Below are 24,251 nucleotides of genomic sequence, written 5' to 3'. Positions count from 1 at the left end.
GGCTCTACCTCTTGTTCTTTACGGCAATGCCGAGCACTTGCAGGTAGGCAACCATGGCGTCCATCTCGCTTTTGCCTTTTACAGCTGCGGTGGCGCCGGCAATGTCCTCATCGCTGTAGGGCACGCCTAGCAGGCTCAGGGCCTTCATCTTGGCCGGGGTGTCTTGGCCATCCAGGGTGCTTTCCACTAGCCATGGGTAAGCGGGCATTTTCGATTCCGGCACCACGTTGCGCGGGTTGTACAGGTGTGCGCGGTGCCATTCATCCGAGTAGCGGCCGCCCACACGGGCCAAGTCCGGCCCGGTGCGTTTGGAGCCCCAGAGGAAGGGGTGGTCATAAACGCTTTCACCGGCTACCGAGTAATGGCCATAGCGCTCGGTTTCGGCGCGGAACGGGCGAATCATCTGCGAGTGGCAGCCGACGCAGCCTTCGCGGATATAGATGTCGCGGCCTTCCAGTTGCAGCGCGGTGTAGGGCTTGAGACCGGCCACCGGCTCATTGGTAACGTCCTGGAAGAACAGCGGGACGATCTGCGTCAGGCCGCCGATACTCACGGCCAGCACCATCATCAGCGCCATCAGGCCGATATTCTTCTCGAGTATTTCGTGTCTCATCAGTGGGCTCCCTCAAGCGAAAACTGCGCGGCGGCGTCCATCTCAGCGGCCTTGGTATGACGCACGGTCTGCCAGACGTTCCAGGCCATCACCAGCATGCCGGCGAAGAAGATCGCACCGCCGATTACCCGCACCACAAAGCCCGGGTGGCTGGCTTCCAGCGCTTCGACGAAGGAGTAGGTGAGGGTGCCGTCTTCGTTGACTGCACGCCACATCAGGCCCTGGGCGATACCGTTGACCCACATCGAGGCGATATAGAGCACGGTGCCGATGGTGGCGAACCAGAAGTGCACGTTGATCAGGCTGGTGCTGTGCATCTCGTCGCGGCCGAAGACTTTCGGCAGCATGTGATACAGCGAGCCGATGGACACCATGGCCACCCAGCCGAGTGCGCCGGCGTGCACGTGGCCGATGGTCCAGTCGGTGTAGTGGGACAGGGCATTGACGGTCTTGATCGCCATCATCGGGCCTTCAAAGGTCGACATGCCGTAGAACGCCAGGGAGACGACCAAGAAGCGCAGGATCGGGTCGGTACGCAACTTATGCCAGGCCCCCGAGAGGGTCATCATGCCGTTGATCATGCCGCCCCAGCTCGGAGCCAGGAGGATCAGCGACATCACCATGCCCAGGCTCTGCGCCCAATCTGGCAGCGCGGTGTAGTGCAGGTGGTGCGGGCCGGCCCAGATATACACGGCGATCAGCGCCCAGAAGTGCACGATGGACAAGCGGTAGGAATACACCGGGCGCCCAGCCTGCTTGGGCACGAAGTAATACATCATCCCCAGGAAGCCCGCGGTGAGGAAGAAGCCCACGGCGTTGTGGCCGTACCACCACTGGATCATCGCGTCTGTCGCCCCGGCGTAGGCCGAGTAGGATTTGGTCAGGGTGACTGGCACTTCCAGGTTGTTGACCAGGTGCAGCAGCGCCACGGTGAGGATAAAACCACCGAAGAACCAGTTGCCCACATAGATATGGCTGACGTTACGCTTCATCACTGTGCCGAAGAACACGATGGCGTAGCTGACCCAGACAATGGTGATCAGAATGTCGATCGGCCACTCCAGCTCGGCGTATTCCTTGGAGCTGGTCCAGCCCAGTGGCAGGCTGATGGCCGCCAGGAGAATCACCAGTTGCCAGCCCCAGAAGGTGAAGGCCGCCAGTTTGGGGGCGAACAGTGTGGTCTGCGAGGTGCGTTGCACCGCGTAATAGCTGGTGGCGAATAGCGCGCAACCACCGAACGCGAAGATCACCGCGTTGGTATGCAGCGGGCGCAGACGGCCGAAGCTGGTCCACGGCAGGTTGAAGTTGAGTTCGGGCCAGGCCAGTTGCGCGGCGATAAATACGCCGAGTCCCATCCCGACAATGCCCCATACCACCGTCATGATGGCGAATTGGCGAACCACCTTGTAGTTGTAGGCGGAACTGGTTGCTGTGTTCCCGGTTATGTTCATTTCAGGGGGCTTCCATCCACGGTTAAAGGTCAATCATCGAAAACCCATGGCTGCGCGCCTGTACGATCTGCGTCGCAGTCCAACGGATTCTTTAAGCGAGGCAAGCATGAGCAAAGGGCAGGTTGCGGGTATTGACGGGGATCAATGCGGGCAGGGGCAGGGTGATGGCACGTGGCTGTGGGATCGCCCGCTTGGCGAGACGCATGCCACCTTGATTCTGGCCCACGGTGCTGGTGCGCCGATGGACAGCGAGTTCATGCAAGACATGGCGCAAAGCCTTGCTGCGCGTGGGATTGCCGTACTGCGCTTCGAGTTCGCCTATATGACCGCACGGCGTCTGGATGGCAAGAAACGCCCCCCCAATCCCCAGGCCAGACTGCTTGAGCAATGGCGTGAGGTCTATGCGCAGGTGCGCCAACAGGTCGCAGGGCCGTTGGCCATCGGCGGCAAGTCCATGGGCGGACGCATGGCCAGCCTGCTGGCCGACGAGTTGGGCGCCGATGCGCTGGTGTGCCTGGGTTATCCCTTCTACGCCGTCGGTAAGCCGGAAAAGCCGCGTGTCGCGCACTTGGCCGAGCTACGCACACTGACGCTGATCATTCAGGGCGAACGCGATGCCCTGGGCGATCGTCAGGCGGTGGCGCGCTACGCGCTTTCTGAGGCGATCACGCTGCACTGGCTGACTGCCGGCGACCATGACCTAAAGCCGCTGAAAAGCTCGGGCTTCAGTCATCAGCAGCACCTGCAGGCGGCAGCCGATGCGATTGCACAGTTTCTCTGTGCATAGCCGGTGATGGCTGGCGTTGGGTGAATAAGTTCTATTCCTACTAAAACACTAGGACTTTGCCGGCGCTGGTGAGTGGCGTACACTGCGCCCATGTTTGCGAGGAGTTGCCATGAGCACCATTACCATTACCGACGCTGCCCACGATTATCTGGCTGACCTGCTGAGCAAGCAGAACACCCCGGGCATCGGCATTCGCGTGTTTATCACCCAGCCGGGCACCCAGTACGCTGAAACCTGCATTGCCTACTGCAAGCCGGGTGAGCAGAAGGCTGAAGATACTGCGCTGGGCCTGGCCAGCTTCACCGCCTGGATCGACGCCGTCAGCGAGCCGTTTCTCGAGGACGCCGTGGTCGACTACGCCACCGACCGCATGGGCGGCCAGCTGACTATCAAGGCGCCAAACGCCAAGGTGCCGATGGTCAACGAAGACAGCCCGATCAACGAGCGCATCAGCTACTACCTGCAGACCGAAATCAACCCCGGTCTGGCCAGCCATGGCGGTGAAGTCAGCCTGATCGACGTGGTCGACGACGGGATTGCCGTGCTGAAGTTCGGCGGCGGCTGTCAGGGCTGCGGTCAGGTTGATCTGACGCTCAAGGAAGGCATCGAGAAAACCCTGCTTGAGCGCATTCCCGAGCTCAAAGGCGTGCGTGACGTGACCGACCACAGCATCAAGGAAAACGCCTACTACTAAGTAGATGGCCAAACAAAAATGCCCGCGATCTGCGGGCATTTTTTATGCTGCTTTCTTGGCGTGGGAGCGGCTTTAGTCGCGACGCAGCAGTGCAGTCATCACTTATGCACGGCTTTTGCGTCGATCGAGCACCTCGGTCGCCCGCGCGCGCAGTTGTCCGCAACCGCCATCGATGTCCTGACCCGCCGAATTGCGCACCTTGGTCAGTACGCCGCGGCTGTGCAGGTAGCGCACGATCTGCACGATACGGTCGCCATCAGGGCGCTGGAATTCGTCGGCCTCCAGGCTGTTGTAGGGGATCAGGTTCATGATCGCGTACTTGCCCTTGAGCAAACGCAGGATGCCGTCCATTTCTTCCTGGCTGTCGTTGATGCCCTTGAGCAGCGTCCACTGGTACTGAATCGGGTAATCGATCTGCCGCGCGTAGGTTTCGCCTAGCTCGACCAGTTCTTCAGGATCAATACGCGGCGCGCGCGGCAGCAGCGTCTGGCGCAACTCGGCATCGGTGGTATGCAGCGACAGCGCCAGGGCAGGTTTGATCTGCTGTTGCGGTAAGCGCTCGAACACCCGCGGGTCACCAACGGTGGAGAACACCAGGTTGCGTTGGCCGATACCACCTTCGGTGCCGAGCAGGTTGATCGCTTCGAGTACGTTATCGAGGTTATGCGCCGGTTCGCCCATGCCCATAAACACCACTTTCTTCACGGGGCGAAAGCGTCGGGCGAGCGCCACCTGGGCGACGATCTCGGCGGTGCTCAGCTGGCGCAGCAGGCCGCTCTTGCCGGTCATGCAGAACACGCAACCCACTGCGCAACCGACCTGGCTGGAGACACACAGGCCATCGCGCGGCAGTAGCACGCTTTCCACCATCTGTTTGTCGGCCAGCTCCACCAGCAAGCGCGCCGAACCGTCCGTCGCAGGGTGTTCAGAGTTCAGACGCGCCAGTCCATCGAGTGCGCTGCTTATCTCGGGCAGGGCATTGCGTACCGCCAGCGGCAGGAAGTTTTCGGTTTTCTGGTTGCGCGTACCGGTATCCAGCGGCATGCCGCGCAGCCATGCACGGGTAATCCGTCCGATGTGCATGGGCTTGGCACCGAGCTCGGTAAGGTGTTGTTGAAAGTCGTGAATATGCATGGGGCGCGCATGCTACCACCGGCCCGCTTGCGGTGGTATGTGTGACGGCGGGCAGGCGTCGGAGTGAGGCGGCAAAACCGCTTAGTCTTTGCTCAAGCTGCCTCAGGCACTCATACTAGCGACCTGATTGGCCTGACCCAGCTGTGCGGAGCGGTAGATGAAATTTATACACCAGCGCGAACACCTCAACGAAGACGACGTTGTTGTCATTGAGTGTTCGCAAACCTGCAACATTCGCCTGATGAGCGACGCCAACTTCCGCAGCTTCAAGAATGGCGGCCGGCACACTTACCACGGCGGCGCGTTCGACACCTTCCCGGCCAAGATCACCGTACCCAGCAGCGGCTTCTGGAATATCACCATCGACACTGTGACCCGTCGCCCCATTAGCGTCACGCGCAAACCGACGCTTAAGCACTCGATAAAGATTATTCGCCGCTCCAGTTCCAGCTTTAGCTGATAGGTTCTGGTTATTTACTGTGAACGTGCTTCGGGCTGTTTGCGCCCATGCGGTACTGGTTTTCGCCACTGCGCTTGGCTTCATACATCGCCAGATCTGCAATATGGATCAACTTGTCCAGGGACGCACCGTGGTCTGGGTAAGCTGCAATGCCCAGGCTGGCGCCAATCTGCTGTTGGCGGCCAGCGACACTGAGCGGCACCGTTAGCGCGGCGAGGATCTTCTCGCCGATATTTCGGGCTTCTTCGCTAAGAGGGCGGCTCAAGGGCAGGTTCTCGAGTATCACCACGAATTCGTCACCGCCGATTCGCGCCACGCTGTCCGACTCTCTGAGTGCGGTCTTGAGTCGCTGGGCAGTGGCCACCAGCACGTGGCCACCAGCACGTGGTCGCCGGCAATATGGCCGTGGGTATCGTTGATCGCCTTGAAGCCGTTGAGATCGATAAACACCAAGACTACACGCGTGGAGTTGCGTCGTGCCCGCTCCAGTGCGGTGCGCAAGTGATCCTCGAATAGCAGGCGATTGGGCAGGCCGGTCAGGGGGTCATGGTGAGCGAGTTGGTGCATCTGCCGGGCCCAGTTTTTTTCCTCAGTGATGTCGCGGACCACGCCCATCATCTTTATGGCCACGCCTTGTCCATTTTTCACCACATTGCCGGTTTCCCGCAGCCAGCGCACTGTGCCGTTGGGCCAGAGTACTCGGTACTCTTCGTCGTGATTCTCGCCAGTCCCTATGCAGCGCAGTTCACCGGCCCGAACCTGCGCGCGATCGTCCGGGTGCACGCTGGCGTAGAACAGTTCATAACTCGGCGTAACTGCGCCAACCGAATACCCGAACATGGCGTAGATAGCTTCCGACCAGTAGAGCTGGTTGGTGTCGATGTCCCAGTCCCAGGTGCCGATGCGGGCGAAGTACTGGCTGCGTTGGAAGCGCTCGGCCTCGTCCAGTATCGGACGAAGGAGTAGCAACGAGCCGGGCCCAGGGAGTGAATCAAGCTGCAGTGGGTAGGTTTGGCTGGCATCGAGCAACTCGTGCAGCTCTTGCCCCTGTAACGATTGCCCTGAACGCCCCAGCAGCTCGGCTGCTCTAGGGGTATGCCAGCGTATTCGACCGGCGGGCGTGGTCTGCAACGCGCCGACTTCAAGCTGCACCAGCAGCGCATTGCGCTGGGCCAGCAACAGGCGCTGACGCCACAGCACAAAGGTCAGTAGCAGGAGGGCAGAGAAAGTAGAAAAGGCAAGCAGTGGAATCATAGGATGTCTATGGTGAGTGCTGGGCCGTGATGTCCTCTGATGGGCCTCCGAGGTCTGAGAAACCTGGGCTGCTCGAACAGCCTAGCGTTGTCATTGGCTGAGGTAAAGGATTGGAACATCTGTCCCAATTGGATGCAACGCTGGCATCGCCTGGCGGCGAAGGTTTACCCCGGCTCCGTCAAGGTTGGACAGGCTCAGTGCGTAAGTACTTCTGTGTCCGCGGTCGCCCGGTTTTAGCATCAGGCCCGCATTGTGCGGGCCTGATAGGTGAGCCAGTGGTCAGCTGTCATAGCCCAGGCTAGGCGCCAGCCAGCGCTCGCTGACGTTCAAGTCCTGCTTTTTCCGGGCGGTGTAGCTTTCCACCTGGTCCTTGTCGATCTTGCCGACAGCGAAGTATTGCGCCTGTGGGTGGGCGAAGTACCAGCCGGACACCGCCGCCGCCGGGAACATCGCGTAGTGCTCGGTGAGGAACACGCCGCTGTCGCCGGCTTTGTTGAACTCGGCCGCCGGGTCGAGCAGGGCGAACAGGGTCTTCTTCTCGGTGTGGTCCGGGCAGGCCGGGTAGCCGGGAGCAGGGCGGATGCCCTTGTAGGCTTCCTTGATCAGCTCCTCGTTGGAGAGCTGCTCGTCCGGCTCATAACCCCAATAGGTGGTACGCACCTCTTTGTGCAGCCACTCGGCGCAGGCCTCGGCGAGGCGGTCGGCCAGGGCCTTGACCATGATCGAGTTGTAGTCGTCGCCGGCGTCCTGATAGGCCTTGGCTACTTCCTCGGCGCCGATGCCGGCGGTGGTGATAAAACCGCCGACATAGTCGGTAATGCCGCTGTCTTTCGGTGCGACGAAGTCGGCCAGCGAGTAGTTCGGCTTGCCGTCCGGTTTGATGGTCTGTTGGCGCAGGTGATGCAGGGTGGCCAGCTTCTCACCGTTATCGGCGTAGACGTCCAGGTCGTCGTCATCCACCTGGTTGGCGGGCCAGAAACCGAATACAGCGCGCGCTCTGATGAGTTTTTCGTCAATCAGCTTTTTCAGCATGGCCTGAGCATCGGCGTACAGCGCGGTCGCTGCTTCGCCAACCACTTCATCGGTGAGGATGCGCGGGAACTTGCCGGCCAGGTCCCAGGAGATAAAGAACGGCGTCCAGTCGATATATTCGGCCAGAACATTCAGGTCGATATTCTCCAGCACCTTAACGCCGGTAAAGCTCGGCACAGTCGGCTGATACGTTGCCCAGTCGAACTTGGGTTTGTTTTCCACCGATTTGGTGTAGCTCAGACGTTCGGTGCGGGCACTACGGTTGGCGGTGCGCTCGCGCACTTCGATGTAGTCCAGGCGGGTGCGTTCAACGAAATCAGCTTTCAGCTCTTTGGACAGCAGCTGAGTGGCCACGCCGACCGCGCGCGAGGCGTCGGTGACGTAGATCACCGCGTCGTTCTGGTACTTGGGCTCGATCTTCACCGCTGTGTGAGCCTTGGAGGTGGTGGCGCCGCCGATCATCAACGGCAGGTTGAAGCCCTGGCGCTGCATCTCGCGGGCGACATGCACCATCTCGTCCAGCGACGGGGTGATCAGGCCGGACAGGCCGATGATGTCGCACTTCTCGGCGATGGCCGTCTGCAGGATCTTCTCCGCCGGCACCATCACGCCCAGGTCGACGATGTCGTAACCGTTACAGCCTAAGACCACCCCGACAATATTCTTGCCGATGTCGTGCACATCGCCTTTCACCGTGGCCATCAGGATCTTGCCCTTGGCTTCGGGCTTGTCGCCTTTCTCGGCTTCGATAAAGGGGATCAGGTGGGCCACGGCCTGCTTCATCACTCGGGCGGATTTCACCACCTGCGGCAGGAACATCTTGCCGGCGCCGAACAGGTCACCGACCACGTTCATGCCGGCCATCAGCGGGCCTTCAATCACTTCGATAGGGCGCGCGCATTGCTGGCGGCACTCTTCGGTGTCTTCGACGATGTGTGTGGTCACGCCCTTGACCAGCGCATGCTTGAGCCGCTCGACCACGCTCCAGGTGCGCCACTCTTCGGTTTCCGCTTCCTTGACGCTGCCGTCGCCCTTGTAGTTGTCGGCAATCGCCAGCAGCGCTTCGGTGGCGCCGGCGTTGCGGTTGAGCACTACATCTTCCACCGCGTCACGCAGCTCTTTGGGAATCTCGTCGTAGATTTCCAGTTGGCCGGCGTTGACGATGCCCATGGTCAGGCCGTTCTTGATCGCGTAGTACAAGAACACCGAGTGAATCGCCTCACGCACCGGGTTGTTGCCACGGAAGGAGAACGATACGTTGGACACGCCACCGCTCGACAGGGCATAGGGCAGGTGGTCACGGATATAGGCGCAGGCCTCGATAAAGTCGACCGCGTAGTTGTTGTGCTCTTCGATGCCGGTGGCCACGGCGAAGATGTTCGGGTCGAAGATGATGTCTTCCGGCGGGAAGCCCACTTCGTTGACCAGAATGTCGTAGCTGCGCTGACAGATCTCGCGCTTGCGCTCGGCGGTGTCGGCCTGACCCACTTCATCGAAGGCCATGACCACCACGGCGGCGCCGTAGCGTTTGCACAGACGGGCGTGGTGCTTGAACTGCTCGACGCCTTCCTTCATCGAAATCGAGTTGACGATGCCCTTGCCCTGGATGCATTTCAGGCCGGCCTCGATCACTTCCCACTTGGAGGAGTCGATCATGATCGGTACGCGGGAGATGTCCGGCTCGCCGGCAATCAGATTCAAGAAGGTGACCATGGCCTTCTGTGAATCGAGCATGCCCTCGTCCATGTTGATGTCGATCACCTGGGCGCCGGCTTCGACCTGCTGCAGGGCGACTTCCAGGGCTTCGGTGTAGTTGTCCTCGCGGATCAGCCGGGCGAACTTGGCCGAACCGGTGATATTGGTGCGCTCGCCGACGTTGATAAACAACGAGTTGCGGTCGATGGTGAAGGGCTCCAGGCCCGACAGGCGACAGGCTTTGGGAATATCCGGGATGGCGCGCGGCGGGTATTTGCTCACCGCTTCGGCAATCGCCTGGATATGCGCCGGGGTCGTGCCGCAGCAGCCGCCGACGATGTTCAAAAAGCCCGAGGCGGCAAACTCTTCAACTACTACGGCCATTTCCGCCGGGGTTTCGTCGTACTCACCAAAGGCATTCGGCAGGCCGGCGTTGGGGTGCGCGGAGACAAAGGTATCGGCTTTGTTGGCCAGCTCTTCCAGGTACGGGCGCAGGTCGCTGGCACCGAGGGCGCAGTTCAGGCCCACGGAAATCGGCTTGGCGTGGCGCACCGAGTTCCAGAAGGCTTCGGTGGTCTGCCCGGACAGGGTACGGCCGGAGGCGTCGGTGATGGTGCCGGAAATCATGATTGGTAGCTCGAAGCCCTGCTGCTCGAAGACTTCCTGCACGGCGAAGATCGCCGCCTTGGCGTTGAGGGTGTCGAAGATGGTTTCGATGAGAATCATGTCCGCGCCGCCTTCGATCAGGCCGCGGGTGGCTTCCACGTAGTTTTCCACCAGCTCGTCGAAGGTGACGTTGCGGTAGCCGGGATTATTCACGTCCGGGGAGATCGAGCAGGTACGGCTGGTTGGGCCCAGTACGCCGGCAACGAAACGCGGGCGATCCGGAGTTTCCAGGGTCTTGGCATCGGCCACGCTGCGGGCCAGGCGCGCGCCTTCGACGTTCAGCTCATACACCAGGCTTTCCATGCCGTAGTCGGCCTGGGACACCTGGGTGGCGTTGAAGGTGTTGGTTTCCAGGATGTCGGCGCCGGCATCCAGATAAGCCTTCTCGATAGCGCCGATTACATCCGGGCGGCTGAGGATCAGCAGGTCGTTGTTGCCTTTTACATCCTGCGGCCAATCGGCGAAACGTGCACCGCGGTAGTCCTCTTCCTCCAACTTGTAGCTCTGGATCATGGTGCCCATGCCGCCGTCGAGGATCAGGATGCGTTCCTTCAGGGCTTGCTGAAGTGCGTTAGAGCGGGCGCTGCGATCGGACAGAGACATGGAGAAAACTACCTGGGACGCGTGAAAAAAAGATGCACGATGATAACAAAGCTGCACGCTTTTGCAGTGTACTGCGCTTTTACATGAATCTTACTCATGTTTGCGGGTTGGCCTTGGCCAGCCGGCGCCAGCTAGAATCGGCGCTTAAGCCATTTTAGAGATGTTTCCATGGTCTGCCGTTTACTGCTTGGCGTGTGTTTGTTGTTCATCGGCTCATTACAAGCGGCCGAACCCATCTCCTACAGTCGCGATATACAACCGATTTTTACCAAGAACTGCGTGGCCTGCCATGCCTGCTACGACGCTGCCTGCCAGCTCAATCTGGGCAGTGGCGAAGGTGTGCAGCGCGGCGCCAGCAAGGCCACGGTGTACAACGGCACGCGCACCGAGGCCCAGGCCACCACGCGCCTGTTTGTTGATGCCCATGGCGCAGAAGCCTGGCAGCGCAAGGGCTTTACCTCCGTGCTGGATGCGCAGGGCAGTCAGGCCGCGCTGATGGCGCGCATGTTGGAGCTAGGCCATCAGCAACCATTGGCCGCCAACAGCAAACTGCCGGCGGAGCTGAATATCAACATCGACCGGGTCAACCAGTGTCCGTTGCCGCCGGAGTTCGACGAGTTTGCCCGCAAGAACCCGCAAGTCGGCATGCCGTTTGCGGTGACCGGATTGAGTGAGGTCGACTACCAGACGCTGCAGGCCTGGATCGAGCAGGGGGCGCCGGTCGATCAGCAAGCGCTGCAGGCCAGCGCAGCCGAGGCGCAGCAGATCGCCACCTGGGAAGCCTTTCTGAACGCTCCCGGCGCTCGCGAGTCGCTGGTTTCACGCTGGCTCTACGAGCATCTGTTTCTTGCCCATCTGTATTTTGCCGGCGGCGAGCCAGGGCATTTTTTCCAGATGGTGCGTTCGCGTACACCCAGCGGTAAGCCGGTGGACATCATCGCCACGCGCTTGCCCAATGAAGACCCGGGTAACGAGTTCTACTACCGCCTGACGCCGGTGCAGGGGGTGATCGTGCACAAGACCCACATCACCTACGGGCTGAGTGCGGTCAAGCTGGCGCGGGTCAAGGAGTTGTTCTTTGCCAGTGACTGGCAGGCCGACGCCGTGCCCGGTTACGGCCTCCAGCGCCGGGCCAATCCATTTGAGACCTTTGCCGCGATTCCGGCGCAGGCACGCTATCAGTTCATGCTGGATAACGCCGAATACTTCGTGCGTACCTTTATTCGCGGCCCGGTATGCCGGGGGCAGATTGCCACGGATGTGATTCGCGATAACTTCTGGGCAGTATTTCAGGACCCGCAGCACGACCTGTATATCACCGACCCCGAGTATCGCGATCAGGCCAAGGAACTGCTGGCCATGCCTGGGCAACTGGACAGCATCAGTGATCTGCTCGGCCTGTGGCGCACCTACCGCGATAAGCGCAATGAGTACGAAGCCCTGCGTATGCAGCGCTATGCCGATGCGCCTGCGCCAAGCTGGTCGCATATCTGGGCCGGTAACGACAACGCATTGCTGTCGATCTTTCGCCAGCACGACAGTGCGTCGGTGCGCAAAGGCCTGATTGGCGAGGTGCCACAAACCATCTGGTGGCTGGACTTCCCGCTGCTGGAGCGCACCTATTACCAGTTGGTGGTGAATTTCGACGTGTTCGGCAACGTGTCGCATCAGGCGCAAACACGGTTGTACTTCGACTTGATCCGCAACGGCGCCGAGGTCAACTTCTTGCGGCTGATGCCAGCCGAATCGCGCCAGGGCTATCTCAGTGACTGGTACCAGAGCAGCGGCAAGCTGAAGATTTGGCTGGATTACCAGCCCATCGACAGCGAAAGCCCGAGCGCCCTGTGCCTGCCTGGTAGCGATCCCAAGCGCAGCTTTGTCGACGCTCTACTGGAGCGCTACGGCAGCCTGAATGCGCGACCCGATCCGATTAACCTCTGTACTGACGCACATTGCCATCGCCCGGGGCTGGACGTCGAGTTGCAGCGCGCCGAGCAGTCCCTGAGTCGGTTGACGGCAAAACCTGCGGGCACGCTCAAGGTGATCGAGCAACTGCCGGAGGCAACCTTGCTACGGCTGGAAATGGCCGATGGCCAACGTGAGGTATACAGCCTGCTGCGCAACCGAGCGCACAGTAACGTGGCATTTATGCTCGGTGAGGAACTGCGCTACCAGCCGGCGCTGGATACCCTGACGGTGTATCCGGGGGTGCTTAGCAGCTATCCGAACTTTATCTTCAATGTGCGAGTGGAGCAGGCGGCGGAGTTTGTCACGGCGCTGGAGCAGGCGCGTGACGCCGCGGCCTTCGAAAAAGTCGTCGAGCGCTGGGGTATTCGCCGCACTCATCCAGAGTTCTGGCGCTACTTCCACGACATGTCGGCCTATATTCAGCAGACCGAACCGCTGGAAGCTGGTGTGCTGGATATGAACCGTTACGAGAACTTGTAGCAAGCAGGCCGGCGCGCACTGCAGGGCGTAGGTTGGGTTAAGGCGCGCAGCGCCGAAGCCCAACATAGCTTGGCGTTCCTGCGTTGGGCTTCGCTGCGCTCAGCACCAACCTACGGTTTTAGCGATTGAAGCGTTCCACCAGTGCGTACTGACCATTGGCAGTGGCCGTCAGGGCTTCGCTGAGCAGGGCGGTGTCGTGCGCTTCGCCTGCGGTCTGGTCGGCCAGTTGGGCAATGGTGGTGATGCTGCGGTTGACCTCATCGGCCACCGCGCTCTGCTCTTCAGCGGCTGCCGCAATCTGGTTGGCCATATCGGTGATATTGGCCACCGCGTCGCTGATGCCGGCCAGCGCTTCATCGGCTTGCTGCACGCGCTCAACCCCTTCGTCGGCCTGTTTGCGGCCAACTTCCATGGTCAGCACCGCCTCTTCGGCGGTGCGCTGCAGTTTGGCGATCAGCTGGTGAATCTGCCCGGTGGATTCGGCAGTGCGCTGCGCCAGTGAGCGCACTTCATCAGCCACCACGGCAAAGCCACGGCCCATTTCACCGGCACGCGCAGCCTCGATGGCGGCGTTGAGGGCGAGCAGGTTGGTCTGGTCGGCGATGCCCTTGATTACATCGACCACGCCGCCGATTTCAGTGCTGTCCTGGGCCAGGCGGGTCACGGTTTCGCCGGTATCACCAACCGATTGCGACAGGCGCTGAATGGCCTGACGGGTTTCTGCTGCAATGCCACGGCCGGCGCTGGTCAGGCGGTTGGCGTCCTGGGTGGCGATGGCAGTGCGGGCGACGTTGCTTGCCACTTCCAGGGTGGTGGCGGCCATTTCGTTGATCGCGGTAGCGACCTGGTCGGTTTCGCTGCGCTGGCGTTCAAGTCCGGCGGAGCTGTTGTGCGCCAGGGCGTCGGCCTGTTTGGCTTGCAGGGTGAGCTGCTCGGCAGTGTCCTGCAGACGGGTCAGACAGGTTTTCAGACGCGCTTCCTGGCTGAGGATGGACATTTCCAGACGAGCCTGGGCGCCACGGCTGTCGGTGTACATCTGCGCGATCAGCGGGTCGGAGGTGGTCTGGTCGGCCAGGCGCAACAGACGCTTGAGGCCGCGTTGTTGCCAGTTCAACCCGGCCAGTCCCAGTGGCACCGACAAACCGGCGGCGATGGCAAAGCCCCAGCTGGAGTCGAGCCATACGCCGATCAGAAAGCCGACCTGGCTGACCAGGATAAACGGCAACCAGTCCTGCACGATTGGCAGCCAGCGATCACTGTTGGGGATTGCCGATTTACCACTGTTGATACGTTGATACAGCGCCTCGGCGCGACGTACCTGCTCGGCAGTCGGCTTTACCCGTACTGATTCGTAGCCAACGACCTGGTTGTTTTCTGTGACCGGCGTGACGTAGGCGTTAACCCAGTAATGGTCACCGCTCTTGCAGCGATTCTTGACGATACCCATCCACGGCCGGCCCTTCTTCAGGGTGTCCCACATATGCTGGAACACCGCTGCCGGCACGTCCGGATGGCGCACCAGGTTATGTGGCGCACGAATCAGCTCATCGCGGCCAAAGCCACTGATCTCGACAAAGGCGTCATTGCAGTAGGTGATCTGGCCTTTGAGGTCGGTGGTGGAGATCAGTCGTTGCTGCGCGGGGAAGGTGCGCTCGCGCTGAGTAATAGGTTGGTTGTTGCGCATGGCGTTCTTTATTCCTTTAAACGTTACCGGTACTTCGGCCGTTGCTGGCGGAAGTTTAGCCGTGAATCCAGGTGTAACTGGCAAGAGGCAGGTTGTGGTCGTTTACCCCGCTGTTTTGCTAGGGCGGCCGATGATCGATTGGCAGGGCCAGAGCCTTGCGCGATGGCGCCAGTCTAACCTGCAGATCAGGAAAAGGCCGATGCAAAGCAAGCATAGGCGGGTGACTCGGCTATGATGCGCGCCTTGAGGAGAGTCGCTGATGAATACGTTGTTGTTGCACTGCCGTCCGGGTTTTGAAAATGAGGTGTGCGCGGAAGTCGCCGAGCACGCTGCGCGTCTGGACGTTGCCGGGTATGCCAAGGCCAAGCCGAGTACCGCCTGCGCGGAGTTTATCTGCACCGAGGATGACGGTGCCGAGCGCCTGATGCATGGGGTGCGCTTCAATCAGCTGATCTTTCCGCGGCAGTGGGCGCGCGGCGTATTTATTGACCTGCCGGAAACGGATCGCATCAGTGTGCTGCTGGCTCACCTGGCCGACTCGCCGGTGTTTGGCAGCCTGTGGCTGGAAGTGCTGGACAGCAACGACGGCAAGGAACTGTCGAATTTCTGCAAGAAGTTCGAAGCGCCGCTGCGCAACGCCCTGAGCAAGGCTGGCAAGTTGGTTGACGATGCACGCAAGCCGCGCTTATTGCTGACGTTCAAAAGTGGTCGCGAGGTGTTTGTCGGCATGGCCGAGGCGAATAACTCGGCGCTGTGGCCCATGGGCATTCCTCGGCTGAAATTCCCCCGCGAAGCGCCGAGCCGTTCGACCCTCAAGCTGGAAGAAGCCTGGCACACCTTTATCCCCCGCGAGCAGTGGGATGAACGCCTGTCCGATGAAATGACTGGGGTCGATCTTGGCGCCGCGCCGGGCGGCTGGACCTATCAGCTGGTCAAGCGCGGCATGCTGGTCACCGCCATCGACAACGGGCCGATGGCGGAAAGCCTGATGGACACTGGCCTGGTCAATCACCTGATGGTTGACGGTTTCACCTGGACGCCCAAGCAGCCGGTGGACTGGATGGTCTGCGATATCGTCGAGAAACCGGCGCGAACTGCGGCGATGGTGGAAACCTGGATTGGCGACGGCCATTGCCGGGAAGCGGTGGTCAACCTCAAGCTGCCGATGAAGCAGCGTTACGCCGAAGTGCGTCGCCTGTTGCTGCGCCTGCAGGACGCGTTTGCCGCGCGCAAGATCAAGGTGTCGATCGCCTGCAAGCAGCTTTATCACGACCGCGAAGAAGTCACCTGTCATCTGCGCCGCTTAGGTAAATAGCCCCTCAGTGCCTGGCCAGTTGCGGTTGCAGCGGCAGCAATTGCGGCCACTCGATGCTGCCGTGCAGTGTGCTGCTAGCGAACTGCCAGGAGCCATTGAACAGGTATTGACCACTAAAGCCGCTGATACGCAGGCCCAAGGTGTCGCCCGGTTGCAGCTGTGCGCTGATGGCAGCCAGCTCTGTGCTGGCTTGCCCGTTGAGTGGGGTGACCTGTTCACTGAGCACTGCACTGCTGCCATCGGCACGCTTGACCACCATGGCGGCAAACAGTGTCGGCATTCCTTCGGCATTTTCCAGATGCACGCGTGGCACGCCAACCAGGGCGCTGCTCGTCTGCACCTGTTGCAACGGGATAAAGCGCGACGGTTGCAGCAGGCCGCTGCTTAACGGCCGAATCAGCGTGACCGGCAGTTCGATACGTTGACTGGCCGGCAGTTGTTGCAGGGCCACACCCTGGTCCAGATCGAGGCTGACGCAGAAATCGGGAATGCTCGCCGCCACGCCCTTGCGTCCGCGCAGCTTGTCTTCGTACCAGCTGATGATGCTCTGATACAGGTTGATCGCCCGACCGTCGCAGTTCAGCACCGCTTCGTTATTGAACGGCGGCAGGCCGCTCCAGCGCTGCATCGGTGGCGGCAGAATATGCCCACCCTGCATGCCGAGCAGGCGCACATCACGCGCGCCTTGTTGCAGGCAATCGCGAATTGCCAGGCCCTGGTTGAGCGGGAACAGGGTGTCGCGCATGCCCTGAATCAGCAGGGCATCGGCCTGTGGACGCTGGCCGCGTGCGCAGTAGCTGGTCAGGCTGTGGGCCTTGAGCTCGGCGCGCACCGGTTCGCGCATACGGCCGTCAGCGCTTTGCAGGTAAGGCGCCTGGACGAACTTGCCCAGGTCATAGCCGGTGGACAGGCCCAGGCTGAGCAGCACACCGGTCCAGCCAACTTTCATATGGCTGTCAGGGGCCAGGGCTTCGCTCAGGTCATACCAGGTGGCGATGGGCACAATGGCGTCGATGCGCGGGTCTGTCGCGGAGGCTAGCAGTTGCACCGCGCCGCCGTAGCTTTCACCGAGCATGCCGACCTTGGGGTCATTCGGCGCGTCCATGCTCAGGCGCGGCAGATTGGCAGCGGCCCAGTCGATCACGGCCAGGGCGTCCTGCACCTCGTACTTGGGGTCCATCATCTCGATATCGCCTTCGCTGCCGCCCCAGCCGCGCTGGTCGTAGCTGATTACCCAGTAACCGGCCTGCCAGGCTTTCACGGCGGCGCGCCCGGACATCATCTGCGTGCCGTAGAAACCGTTCGGCCGGGTGACGCGCCAGCCGCCCCAACCGTGGGTGTGCACGATCACCGGAGCCTGTTCGCCGGCCTTCAAGGCTGGCTGAAAGACCGTGGCTGATAGCCGTGTGCCGTCGCGGCCGTAGATCACTGCATCGAAATAGGTGGCTGGCAGATCCTGCTGCGCGGTGGCGCTGAAGTCCGGCAGTTGGTCACGGGCGGCACAACCGCTGAGCAGCAGGGCGGCGAGTAGCAAGGCAAGGCGCATAGATGGCTCTTATTGGAGTGATGGACGCTGCGCAGCCTGCCTGATCAGGGCGTGGCTGCCTGCCCATCCAAGGTTGTGTTGACCTGCTGTCGGGCCAATCTCGTTACGCAGGCGTTTTCCATCAAGCGCTAGATGACCTTTGGGTCAGCTTTGCGCGAGAATAGCGGCCTGCTACTGGAGCCAGCCGATGTCTTTGCAAACCACCGCCATTCCCGATGCCACCCTCGACGCCACTGGGCTCAATTGCCCCGAACCGGTGATGATGCTGCACAACAAGGTGCGCGACCTGCAGGCCGGCGGCCTGCTCAAGGTGATAGCCACCGATCCCTCGACCCGTCGCGACATTCCCAAATTCTGCGTATTTCTTGGCCATGAGCTGGTGGAGCAGGCTGAAGACGGCGCGACGTACCTGTACCTGATTCGCAAGAAATCTGACGAATGAATTGGTACTTCGCCTACGGCTCGAATATGAACCTTGCACGTATGCAGGCGCGTGGCATGACGGTGCTGGAGGCGCTACCAGGGCATCTGCCGGGTTACAGCCTGTGCTTTAACAAGCGGGCGGCGGATCGAGCGCCGGGGCGGGCTTATGCCAATATTCGGCATCAGCGCGAGGGGCGGGTGGAAGGTGTGCTGTATCGCCTGGCCGACGCTGGTGAGATCGCCAAGCTGGATCACTTCGAAGGCACGCCGATCTATTACAGCCGCGAGTGCCTGCCGATTGTCGCGGCCCATGGCGTGCAGCCGGCCTGGGTGTATATCGCCAACCCGGTGTTTCGCGAAGAGGGTCTGTTGCCCAGCGCCGATTACCTGGCCCACCTGCTGGCTGGGCGTGAGTTGTTGTCCGAAGCCTACTGGTCGACGTTGGCGGCCTGGTCGGTCCATCCCGACTGACCGGGCGCCAGGCCGCAGCTGTTCAGCACATCCTGCCAGCTGCGTACATGGCGCGCGGTGGCCTGCTGAAAGTCCGCCCATAACGAAGCCTCTGGGCCGCTCAGGTTGTGCAGATACTCCCGCGTCGCTGGCGGTATCTGCGCCACGCCACTGAGGCTGCGCAGGCTGCTGCTCCAGGCCTGGCCACGCTGATCTACCTGCGCCAGATAGGGCTGCAGGCCACCGGCGTAATACTTGATGAAGATGTTCTGCACAATGCGCGCACGTTCCGTGGCCTTGCCCGTGGGGCAGAGCGGTCGGTCCTGTTGGCGGCTTTGCAGCATGTCGCTGCCCTGGTTGAGGTTGTGGGTCAGGCTGGCCAGGCTGCTGATCAACTGACCGCCCTGGTCGCTGGCATGCAGGGCGAAAAACAATGGATCAAGCTGCTCTGCACTCGGTGGCAGCGCATCAGGCAGCGCGCTGCCGATGGCGGCCAGCTGCGCCAGGGCATCCAGCGCGGCATTATCTTCGCTGGCATTGGGCGGCAGGGACTGTTCGGCAAAGCGCAGGTAGCGTTCGACCTCCGGGCTGGCATTTAGGGCGTTCCAGAATACGCCGGGCAGTTGCGCACGTTTTTCCTGTGCCAGCTGTTCAAGGGTGTTGCGCAGGGGTTGCGGATCCTGACTGCGCAGGTGTGCGCTGCAGGCATTCAGGGCGCGCAGCAGGTCGCCTTCATAAGCCAGACGGCTGCTGGGTGTGAGTTGTTTGCCGAGGCTGTTGTTGCGCTGGCTGATTTGCTGTTGCAGGGCAGGGCAACGACGCACATCGACCAGCAGGTCGAGCAGGCTGATGCGCAGTTCGGCAATTTCTATCAAGCGTTTGCGGCGTGCTGGCAGGCGGTAGCGGGTCAGTTCGTTGAAGTCGAAAGCAGTTGCCGGTTCGACATCCAGAGCATTACTTAAACGCTGCAGGTAATCGGCCTGCAGCGCCAGGCCATCATCGGCGGGCGTGCAGGCGCACAGGCAAAGTGCAGCGAGCAGAAGCAGCAGGCGGGCATTCATCAGGCCATCTTAGCGGCTCGAATACGTTTGCGCGCGCTGCTGGCCAAGCGCACGGCGAGCATGCCGCCGGCGCAGGTCAGTCCGACCACCAGACCCTGCCAGAGCCCGCTGGGGCCGCTGGGTTCGCCGAACCAATCGGTCAGGCCGAGCACATAACCCACAGGCAGGCCGATACCCCAATAGGCGAACAGGGTCAGGATCATGGTCACGCGGGTGTCCTGATAACCACGCAGCGCGCCGGCAGCCGTCACCTGAATGGCATCGGAGAACTGGAACAGCGCCGAATACACCAACAGCGTGGTGGCCACCGCAATTACCGCGCGGTCCGGGGTGTAGATCTGCGCAATCTGTTCGCGTAAGAGCAGCATCAGACTGGCCGACAGGCAGGCGTAGCCCAGCGCCGCCGCCATGCTCACCCCCGCAGCAAAGCGCGCATCACGCGGCTCGCCACGGCCCAGGGCTTGGCCAACGCGCACGGTGGCGGCCATGCCAAGCGAATACGGGATCATGAAGACCATGGAGCTGAAGTTCAGAGCGATCTGGTGCCCAGCTACCACGGTGGCGCCCAGGCCGCCGATCAGTAGGGCAATCACTGCAAAAATGCTCGACTCGGCAAATACTGCAATACCAATCGGCAGGCCGACCGAGAGCAGGCGCTTGAGCACCGGCCACTGCGGCCATTCGAAGTGGCTGAAAATCTTGCTCGGCTGATAGAACGGCGCCCATTTCACCCACCAGAGCATGCTTAGGAACATAAAGCCCATCACCATTCCGGTGGCCCAGCCGCAGCCGACGCCGCCCATGGCCGGTAGACCGAGCTTGCCGTAGATAAAGATGTAATTGAGCGGAATGTTCAGCGCCAGGCCGCACAGGCCGATGACCATGCTCGGCCGGGTATGCCCCAGACCGTCACTGAAGCAGCGCAGTACGTGGTACATCGCTACGGCGGGGAAACCGCAGGCCACGGCGCGCAGGTAACCCATGGCAGGCTCGATCAGCGCCGGGTCGACGTCCATCAGGCTGAGGATGATTTCCGCGTTCCACAGCATCACCGCCGCTGTCATGCCCACCGCCAGCGCCAGCCACAGTGCCTGGCGCACCAGCGGGCCGATCTCGGTATGCGCGCCTGCGCCGAAGCGCTGTGCGACCTTGGGCGTGGTGGCCAGCAGAATGCCGGTCATCAGCAGAAACACCGGCACCCAGATCGAGTTGCCCAGCGCCACCGCGGCCAGATCCTGCGGGCTGACCCGGCCGGCCATCACGGTATCGACGAAGCCCATGGCAGTGTTGGCCAGTTGGGCAATGATGATCGGCGTTGCCAGCTTCAGCAGGCTGTAGAACTCGGTGCTGACGCGTTGCAAGCGGGTTTGGGCAAGCATTGAGGTGTATCCGGCTGTATATCAGGAAACCGCGCAGTCTACGCCTTGACGGCTTGGTCAGGAAACCTTGTTGCGCGATGTTTCGGTGCGAAGGGCGCATTACACGACTCAGCGTAGCCAAGCGCTGCCGGCAGGTTAGAATGCCGGCCTGATTTGCGGAGCACGGGAACAGACCCTCTATGCGCATCGTTGCTGACGAAAATATCCCTCTGCTTGACGAATTCTTTGCCGGGTTTGGTGAGATTCGTCGCCTGCCCGGCCGCAGTATTGATGCGGCGGCGGTCGCCGATGCCGACCTGTTGCTGGTGCGCTCGGTGACCCAGGTTAACCGCGCGCTGCTCGAAGGCTCGCCAGTAAGGTTTGTCGGCACCTGCACCATCGGCACCGACCATCTGGACCTCGACTACTTCCAGCAGGCCGGCATCACCTGGGCCAGCGCACCGGGCTGTAATGCCCGTGGTGTGGTCGATTATGTGCTGGGCAGCCTGCTGGTATTGGCTGAGCAGCAGGGCGTTGATCTGGCGGCGCGCACCTATGGGGTAGTTGGCGCGGGGCAGGTTGGTAGCCGTTTGCTCAAGGTGCTGCGTGGCCTGGGCTGGCGTGTGCTGGTGTGCGATCCGCCGCGTCAGGCGGTGGAGGGTGGCGATTTCGTCAGCTTGCAGCAGGTGCTGGATGAGTGTGACGTGATCAGCCTGCATACGCCGCTGGAACGTCTGGGCGATCACCCGACGTATCACCTGTTCGATCACGCGCGTTTGAGCGCGCTCAAACCAGGCAGTTGGCTGATCAATGCCAGCCGTGGCGCGGTGGTGGATAACCAGGCCTTGCGTGAGTTGCTTGTGCTGCGTAGCGATCTGCAAGTGGTGCTGGATGTCTGGGAAGGCGAGCCGCAGGCGGATGTAGATCTGGCCGCGTTATGCCGCATCGCCACGCCGCATATTGCCGGTTACAGCCTGGACGGCAAGCTGCGCGGCACGGCGCAGATCTACCAGGCGCTGTGTCAGTACCTGGGCGTTGCGCCCAGCGTTGAACTGCAGCAACTGATGCCTGCCGCCTGGCTAAGTGAGCTGACTGTCGATGCCAGCGCTGATCCGGCCTGGGCCTTGGCCAGTATCTGCCGTGCGGTGTATGACCCGCGCCGCGATGATGCGGATTTTCGTCGTAGCCTGCAGGGCGATGTGGCAACCCGGCGTACGGCGTTTGACGGGCTGCGCAAGCACTACCCGATGCGCCGGGAAATCGACGGTTTGCAGGTCGACGTGAAGGGGCATGCGCCAGGGCTGGTGAGCCTGGTGCAGGCGTTGGGTGCGAGGTTGAATCAGCTTTAGCGAAGGGCAGCGAATGCTGCCCTGGCAGAAAACTTACTTACGTTTGGCGGCTTGCTTTTGAGCTTTTTCCAGCGCGTTGCAGGCCTGTTGGATCATCTCTTCGGTGATCGGGATTTCGCGGCCCTGGGCGTCGATGACAAAGCCGCCAATCGGCATGGTTGTGGCTTTTTGCGAATTCTGTTGTTGGCTATGCATGGCGGGTCTCCTCATCGGTTAGCGCGATTTTATGAGTGTTAGATGAAGGCGCTATGACAACTGCGACGGCAGAAAACCGCCGCAAGACACAGGGCAAGTCAGCCGTTGCAGGCACTGTGCCAGGCCCGGCAGGTATTGAGCGGGCAGGTATTGAATTAGAGGGTGTTATGGGGCTTTTCCATATTGGCTTAATCATCAACCCATTGGCCGGGCTGGGCGGCCCTGCGGGTTTCAAGGGCAGTGACGGCATGGCCGAGCAGGCCTTGGCTTTGGGGGTTGAAGCCAAAGCAGCAGTGCGCACGCAAACGGCGCTTGAGGTGCTGCTGCCGCTACGTGAGCGTCTGGAGTTCGTCACCTTTCCCGGCGCCATGGGCGCCGATTTGCTGGCCGAGATGGGCTTTGCCCACCGCGAGGTTGGCGAGCTGGGCGAGGGGCCGAGCAGCGCCGCCGATACCCGTTTGGCGGTTGGGTTGTTGCAGGATGCTGGCGTGGCGCTGATTCTGTTTGCTGGTGGCGATGGCACGGCGCGGGATATCTGCGCGGCGGTACGCGAAGGCCAGCCGGTGCTGGGGATTCCGGCTGGGGTGAAGATTCAGTCCGGGGTCTACGCCATCAGCCCGCGCGCCGCCGGCGAGTTGACCGCACGGCTGATCGAGGGCGGCCTGGTGCGCCTGAGCAGTGGCGAGGTGCGCGATATCGATGAAAGCGCTCTGCGCGACGGCCGCGTGACCGCGCGCTGGTACGGCGAGCTGACCGTACCGCAGGAAGGCGGCTATGTGCAGCAGGTCAAGCAGGGCGGGGTGGAGTCCGAAGAGCTGGTGCTGAATGATCTGGCCGACTGGCTGCAGGACAGCTGGGAAGCCGATGTGCGCTATGTCTTCGGTCCCGGCTCGACCCTGCATGGCCTGGCGCAGAACCTCGGCGTGCAGACCACGCTGCTGGGCGTTGATGTAATCGAGAATGGCCAGCTGCTGGCCAGCGATGTAAGCGAAGCGCAGCTGTTCGAGCTGATTGATGGCCATCCAGCGCGGCTGCTGGTCACTGCGATTGGCGGCCAGGGCCATATCATCGGCCGCGGCAATCAGCAGATCAGTCCGCGAGTGTTGCGCGCCATTGGCCTGGATAACCTGCGGGTGGTCGCCACCAAGCGCAAGCTCGGCACGCTGGAAGGCCGGCCGTTGCTGGTCGACAGCGGCGATATCGCGCTGGACGATGCCTTTCCCGATGCCGTGCGCGTGTGGGCCGGTTATAAGGAAGAGCTGCTGTATCCCGTGGGCAAGTAGCAGCTGGGCGATTAAGGAGGCGTTATGCGGGCGATTCTGCTGTTTGCATTGACTATTATGTTGCTAAGCGACCAGGCCTGGGCGCTGCAGGCCGACGCCCTGGTCTCGGCTGCCCGCGAGCAGGTCGGCGTGACCCTGAGTTATGACCCGGCCTACCGCCGCCTGAGTTACCCCAATGGCGATGTGCCCCTGAATACCGGCGTGTGTACCGATGTGGTGATCCGCGCGCTGCGCCAGCAGGGGCTGGATTTGCAGCAAGCGGTGCATCAGGACATGCGCGCGAATTTTCGCCTGTACCCGAAGAACTGGGGGCTAAACCGGCCCGACAGCAATATTGACCACCGCCGTGTGCCTAACTTGATGACCTGGTTTAAGCGTCAGGGCTGGGCGCTGCCGCTTGGCCAGGATGCTGAGCGCTATCGGCCTGGTGATATCGTCACCTGGGATCTGGGAGGCGGCCTGACCCATATCGGCATTATCAGCGACCGCCAGGCCGGTAGCGGCGTACCCCTGGTGCTGCACAATATTGGCCGCGGCACCCAGGAAGAGGACATTCTCTTCGGCTTTAAGATTACCGGCCATTACCGTATCCCGGCCGCCTAGCAGTGCGTTGAAAAACGTAGGCGAGGCAGGCAAAACAAGGCGCTACGTAGTAACAGCCGAAGGCTGGTCAAAGCGCCGAGGAAGCTGAGTTTACGGCTGTAAATGAGCATTCCGAGGCCGTTTTTAACGCAGTATTGCCAACGTAGG

At 61.4% G+C, this 24,251-nt stretch carries 19 protein-coding genes and 1 pseudogene; 10 read left to right on the top strand and 10 right to left on the bottom strand.

The window, feature by feature from the left end; translation table 11 throughout:
• Nucleotides 1-4: 4 nt before the first annotated feature.
• Together ccoO and ccoN are read right to left on the bottom strand one after the other, a co-directional pair.
• Entirely contained in the window at nt 5-613 is a 609-nt protein-coding gene (gene ccoO, locus ACIN8IBEIGE_RS09910; RefSeq protein WP_090386030.1) for a cytochrome-c oxidase, cbb3-type subunit II, read from the bottom strand.
• Entirely contained in the window at nt 613-2,064 is a 1,452-nt protein-coding gene (ccoN, locus tag ACIN8IBEIGE_RS09905) for a cytochrome-c oxidase, cbb3-type subunit I (RefSeq protein ID WP_090386033.1), read from the bottom strand. The genes ccoO and ccoN overlap by 1 nt, the downstream gene beginning before the upstream one ends.
• A gap of 106 nt (nt 2,065-2,170) precedes the next feature.
• Here ccoN and ACIN8IBEIGE_RS09900 point away from each other — a divergent pair, with 106 nt between their 5' ends.
• Nucleotides 2,171-2,851, top strand: coding sequence for an alpha/beta family hydrolase (locus ACIN8IBEIGE_RS09900; protein ID WP_160014482.1), 681 nt, complete (start codon nt 2,171-2,173; stop codon nt 2,849-2,851).
• 109 nt (nt 2,852-2,960) lie between these two features.
• Nucleotides 2,961-3,545 (top strand): Fe-S biogenesis protein NfuA, encoded by a 585-nt coding sequence (gene nfuA / locus ACIN8IBEIGE_RS09895; protein ID WP_090386038.1) that lies wholly within the window; start codon nt 2,961-2,963, stop codon nt 3,543-3,545.
• Nucleotides 3,546-3,647: 102 nt separating this feature from the next.
• On the opposite strand, the gene ACIN8IBEIGE_RS09890 is transcribed toward nfuA, so the two are convergent.
• On the bottom strand, nt 3,648-4,679 hold the full coding sequence (locus ACIN8IBEIGE_RS09890) for an RNA methyltransferase (protein ID WP_160014481.1): 1,032 nt from the start codon (nt 4,677-4,679) through the stop codon (nt 3,648-3,650).
• Nucleotides 4,680-4,836: 157 nt separating this feature from the next.
• On the opposite strand from ACIN8IBEIGE_RS09890, the gene ACIN8IBEIGE_RS09885 reads away from it, so the two are divergent.
• Nucleotides 4,837-5,139 (top strand): DUF1883 domain-containing protein, encoded by a 303-nt coding sequence (locus ACIN8IBEIGE_RS09885; RefSeq protein WP_160014480.1) that lies wholly within the window; start codon nt 4,837-4,839, stop codon nt 5,137-5,139.
• A gap of 10 nt (nt 5,140-5,149) precedes the next feature.
• Here ACIN8IBEIGE_RS09885 and ACIN8IBEIGE_RS09880 read toward each other — a convergent pair.
• Together ACIN8IBEIGE_RS09880 and metH are read right to left on the bottom strand one after the other, a co-directional pair.
• Nucleotides 5,150-6,081: pseudogene (locus ACIN8IBEIGE_RS09880) on the bottom strand (diguanylate cyclase domain-containing protein); the annotation flags it as partial.
• A gap of 591 nt (nt 6,082-6,672) precedes the next feature.
• Nucleotides 6,673-10,389: a methionine synthase gene (gene metH / locus ACIN8IBEIGE_RS09875; RefSeq protein WP_178124346.1), complete on the bottom strand. Its 3,717-nt coding sequence runs from the start codon at nt 10,387-10,389 to the stop codon at nt 6,673-6,675.
• Nucleotides 10,390-10,557: 168 nt separating this feature from the next.
• Between metH and ACIN8IBEIGE_RS09870 the strand changes: the two genes are divergently transcribed.
• Complete coding sequence (locus ACIN8IBEIGE_RS09870; protein WP_160014479.1) at nt 10,558-12,837, top strand: fatty acid cis/trans isomerase; 2,280 nt, start codon at nt 10,558-10,560, stop codon at nt 12,835-12,837.
• Between the two features lie 118 nt (nt 12,838-12,955).
• Here ACIN8IBEIGE_RS09870 and ACIN8IBEIGE_RS09865 read toward each other — a convergent pair whose 3' ends face one another.
• Nucleotides 12,956-14,521 (bottom strand): PAS domain-containing methyl-accepting chemotaxis protein, encoded by a 1,566-nt coding sequence (locus ACIN8IBEIGE_RS09865; RefSeq protein ID WP_160014478.1) that lies wholly within the window; start codon nt 14,519-14,521, stop codon nt 12,956-12,958.
• Nucleotides 14,522-14,780: 259 nt separating this feature from the next.
• Here ACIN8IBEIGE_RS09865 and rlmM point away from each other — a divergent pair, with 259 nt between their 5' ends.
• Nucleotides 14,781-15,836 carry a 23S rRNA (cytidine(2498)-2'-O)-methyltransferase RlmM gene (gene rlmM / locus ACIN8IBEIGE_RS09860; RefSeq protein ID WP_160014477.1) on the top strand — a complete coding sequence of 352 codons (1,056 nt, stop codon included), beginning with the start codon at nt 14,781-14,783 and terminating at the stop codon, nt 15,834-15,836.
• Nucleotides 15,837-15,840: 4 nt separating this feature from the next.
• On the opposite strand, the gene ACIN8IBEIGE_RS09855 is transcribed toward rlmM, so the two are convergent.
• Nucleotides 15,841-17,382: a S9 family peptidase gene (locus ACIN8IBEIGE_RS09855; protein WP_160014476.1), complete on the bottom strand. Its 1,542-nt coding sequence runs from the start codon at nt 17,380-17,382 to the stop codon at nt 15,841-15,843.
• Nucleotides 17,383-17,569: 187 nt separating this feature from the next.
• Between ACIN8IBEIGE_RS09855 and tusA the strand changes: the two genes are divergently transcribed.
• Nucleotides 17,570-17,824 (top strand): sulfurtransferase TusA, encoded by a 255-nt coding sequence (gene tusA, locus ACIN8IBEIGE_RS09850; RefSeq protein WP_090386063.1) that lies wholly within the window; start codon nt 17,570-17,572, stop codon nt 17,822-17,824.
• Nucleotides 17,821-18,276 (top strand): gamma-glutamylcyclotransferase family protein, encoded by a 456-nt coding sequence (locus ACIN8IBEIGE_RS09845; protein WP_160014475.1) that lies wholly within the window; start codon nt 17,821-17,823, stop codon nt 18,274-18,276. The genes tusA and ACIN8IBEIGE_RS09845 overlap by 4 nt, the downstream gene beginning before the upstream one ends.
• Here ACIN8IBEIGE_RS09845 and ACIN8IBEIGE_RS09840 read toward each other — a convergent pair.
• Both ACIN8IBEIGE_RS09840 and ACIN8IBEIGE_RS09835 read right to left on the bottom strand, forming a co-directional pair.
• On the bottom strand, nt 18,234-19,316 hold the full coding sequence (locus ACIN8IBEIGE_RS09840; protein ID WP_160014474.1) for a DUF3080 family protein: 1,083 nt from the start codon (nt 19,314-19,316) through the stop codon (nt 18,234-18,236). The genes ACIN8IBEIGE_RS09845 and ACIN8IBEIGE_RS09840 overlap by 43 nt on opposite strands.
• A complete protein-coding gene (locus ACIN8IBEIGE_RS09835; RefSeq protein ID WP_160014473.1) occupies nt 19,316-20,695 on the bottom strand; it encodes an MATE family efflux transporter in 1,380 nt (459 codons plus the stop codon). The genes ACIN8IBEIGE_RS09840 and ACIN8IBEIGE_RS09835 overlap by 1 nt, the downstream gene beginning before the upstream one ends.
• Before the next feature lie 179 nt (nt 20,696-20,874).
• On the opposite strand from ACIN8IBEIGE_RS09835, the gene pdxB reads away from it, so the two are divergent.
• On the top strand, nt 20,875-22,023 hold the full coding sequence (pdxB, locus tag ACIN8IBEIGE_RS09830) for a 4-phosphoerythronate dehydrogenase PdxB (protein ID WP_160014472.1): 1,149 nt from the start codon (nt 20,875-20,877) through the stop codon (nt 22,021-22,023).
• Nucleotides 22,024-22,056: 33 nt separating this feature from the next.
• Here pdxB and ACIN8IBEIGE_RS09825 read toward each other — a convergent pair whose 3' ends face one another.
• The gene (locus tag ACIN8IBEIGE_RS09825; protein WP_372239983.1) at nt 22,057-22,233 is read right to left on the bottom strand and encodes a PA1571 family protein; all 177 of its coding nucleotides are present in this window, start codon (nt 22,231-22,233) and stop codon (nt 22,057-22,059) included.
• Between the two features lie 152 nt (nt 22,234-22,385).
• Here ACIN8IBEIGE_RS09825 and ACIN8IBEIGE_RS09820 point away from each other — a divergent pair, with 152 nt between their 5' ends.
• A complete protein-coding gene (locus tag ACIN8IBEIGE_RS09820; RefSeq protein ID WP_160014471.1) occupies nt 22,386-23,501 on the top strand; it encodes an ATP-NAD kinase family protein in 1,116 nt (371 codons plus the stop codon).
• A 24-nt stretch (nt 23,502-23,525) separates the two neighbouring features.
• Nucleotides 23,526-24,104: a DUF1287 domain-containing protein gene (locus ACIN8IBEIGE_RS09815; RefSeq protein ID WP_160014470.1), complete on the top strand. Its 579-nt coding sequence runs from the start codon at nt 23,526-23,528 to the stop codon at nt 24,102-24,104.
• Nucleotides 24,105-24,251 lie beyond the last annotated feature (147 nt).

This window comes from Pseudomonas sp. 8BK, assembly GCF_902506475.1.
GTDB classification, from domain to species: Bacteria; Pseudomonadota; Gammaproteobacteria; order Pseudomonadales; family Pseudomonadaceae; genus Aquipseudomonas; species Aquipseudomonas anguilliseptica.
This window is presented reverse-complemented; position numbering and strand designations above follow the sequence as displayed.

Excerpts from the sequence above, each read along its gene's own strand:
- ccoO (WP_090386030.1), bottom strand. The coding sequence starts at position 613 with ATGAGACACGAAATACTCGAGAAGAATATCGGCCTGATGGCGCTGATG.
- ccoN (WP_090386033.1), bottom strand. The coding sequence starts at position 2,064 with ATGAACATAACCGGGAACACAGCAACCAGTTCCGCCTACAACTACAAG.
- ACIN8IBEIGE_RS09900 (WP_160014482.1), top strand. The coding sequence starts at position 2,171 with ATGAGCAAAGGGCAGGTTGCGGGTATTGACGGGGATCAATGCGGGCAG.
- nfuA (WP_090386038.1), top strand. The coding sequence starts at position 2,961 with ATGAGCACCATTACCATTACCGACGCTGCCCACGATTATCTGGCTGAC.
- ACIN8IBEIGE_RS09890 (WP_160014481.1), bottom strand. The coding sequence starts at position 4,679 with ATGCATATTCACGACTTTCAACAACACCTTACCGAGCTCGGTGCCAAG.
- ACIN8IBEIGE_RS09885 (WP_160014480.1), top strand. The coding sequence starts at position 4,837 with ATGAAATTTATACACCAGCGCGAACACCTCAACGAAGACGACGTTGTT.
- metH (WP_178124346.1), bottom strand. The coding sequence starts at position 10,389 with ATGTCTCTGTCCGATCGCAGCGCCCGCTCTAACGCACTTCAGCAAGCC.
- ACIN8IBEIGE_RS09870 (WP_160014479.1), top strand. The coding sequence starts at position 10,558 with ATGGTCTGCCGTTTACTGCTTGGCGTGTGTTTGTTGTTCATCGGCTCA.
- ACIN8IBEIGE_RS09865 (WP_160014478.1), bottom strand. The coding sequence starts at position 14,521 with ATGCGCAACAACCAACCTATTACTCAGCGCGAGCGCACCTTCCCCGCG.
- rlmM (WP_160014477.1), top strand. The coding sequence starts at position 14,781 with ATGAATACGTTGTTGTTGCACTGCCGTCCGGGTTTTGAAAATGAGGTG.
- ACIN8IBEIGE_RS09855 (WP_160014476.1), bottom strand. The coding sequence starts at position 17,382 with ATGCGCCTTGCCTTGCTACTCGCCGCCCTGCTGCTCAGCGGTTGTGCC.
- tusA (WP_090386063.1), top strand. The coding sequence starts at position 17,570 with ATGTCTTTGCAAACCACCGCCATTCCCGATGCCACCCTCGACGCCACT.
- ACIN8IBEIGE_RS09845 (WP_160014475.1), top strand. The coding sequence starts at position 17,821 with ATGAATTGGTACTTCGCCTACGGCTCGAATATGAACCTTGCACGTATG.
- ACIN8IBEIGE_RS09840 (WP_160014474.1), bottom strand. The coding sequence starts at position 19,316 with ATGAATGCCCGCCTGCTGCTTCTGCTCGCTGCACTTTGCCTGTGCGCC.
- ACIN8IBEIGE_RS09835 (WP_160014473.1), bottom strand. The coding sequence starts at position 20,695 with ATGCTTGCCCAAACCCGCTTGCAACGCGTCAGCACCGAGTTCTACAGC.
- pdxB (WP_160014472.1), top strand. The coding sequence starts at position 20,875 with ATGCGCATCGTTGCTGACGAAAATATCCCTCTGCTTGACGAATTCTTT.
- ACIN8IBEIGE_RS09825 (WP_372239983.1), bottom strand. The coding sequence starts at position 22,233 with ATGAGGAGACCCGCCATGCATAGCCAACAACAGAATTCGCAAAAAGCC.
- ACIN8IBEIGE_RS09820 (WP_160014471.1), top strand. The coding sequence starts at position 22,386 with ATGGGGCTTTTCCATATTGGCTTAATCATCAACCCATTGGCCGGGCTG.
- ACIN8IBEIGE_RS09815 (WP_160014470.1), top strand. The coding sequence starts at position 23,526 with ATGCGGGCGATTCTGCTGTTTGCATTGACTATTATGTTGCTAAGCGAC.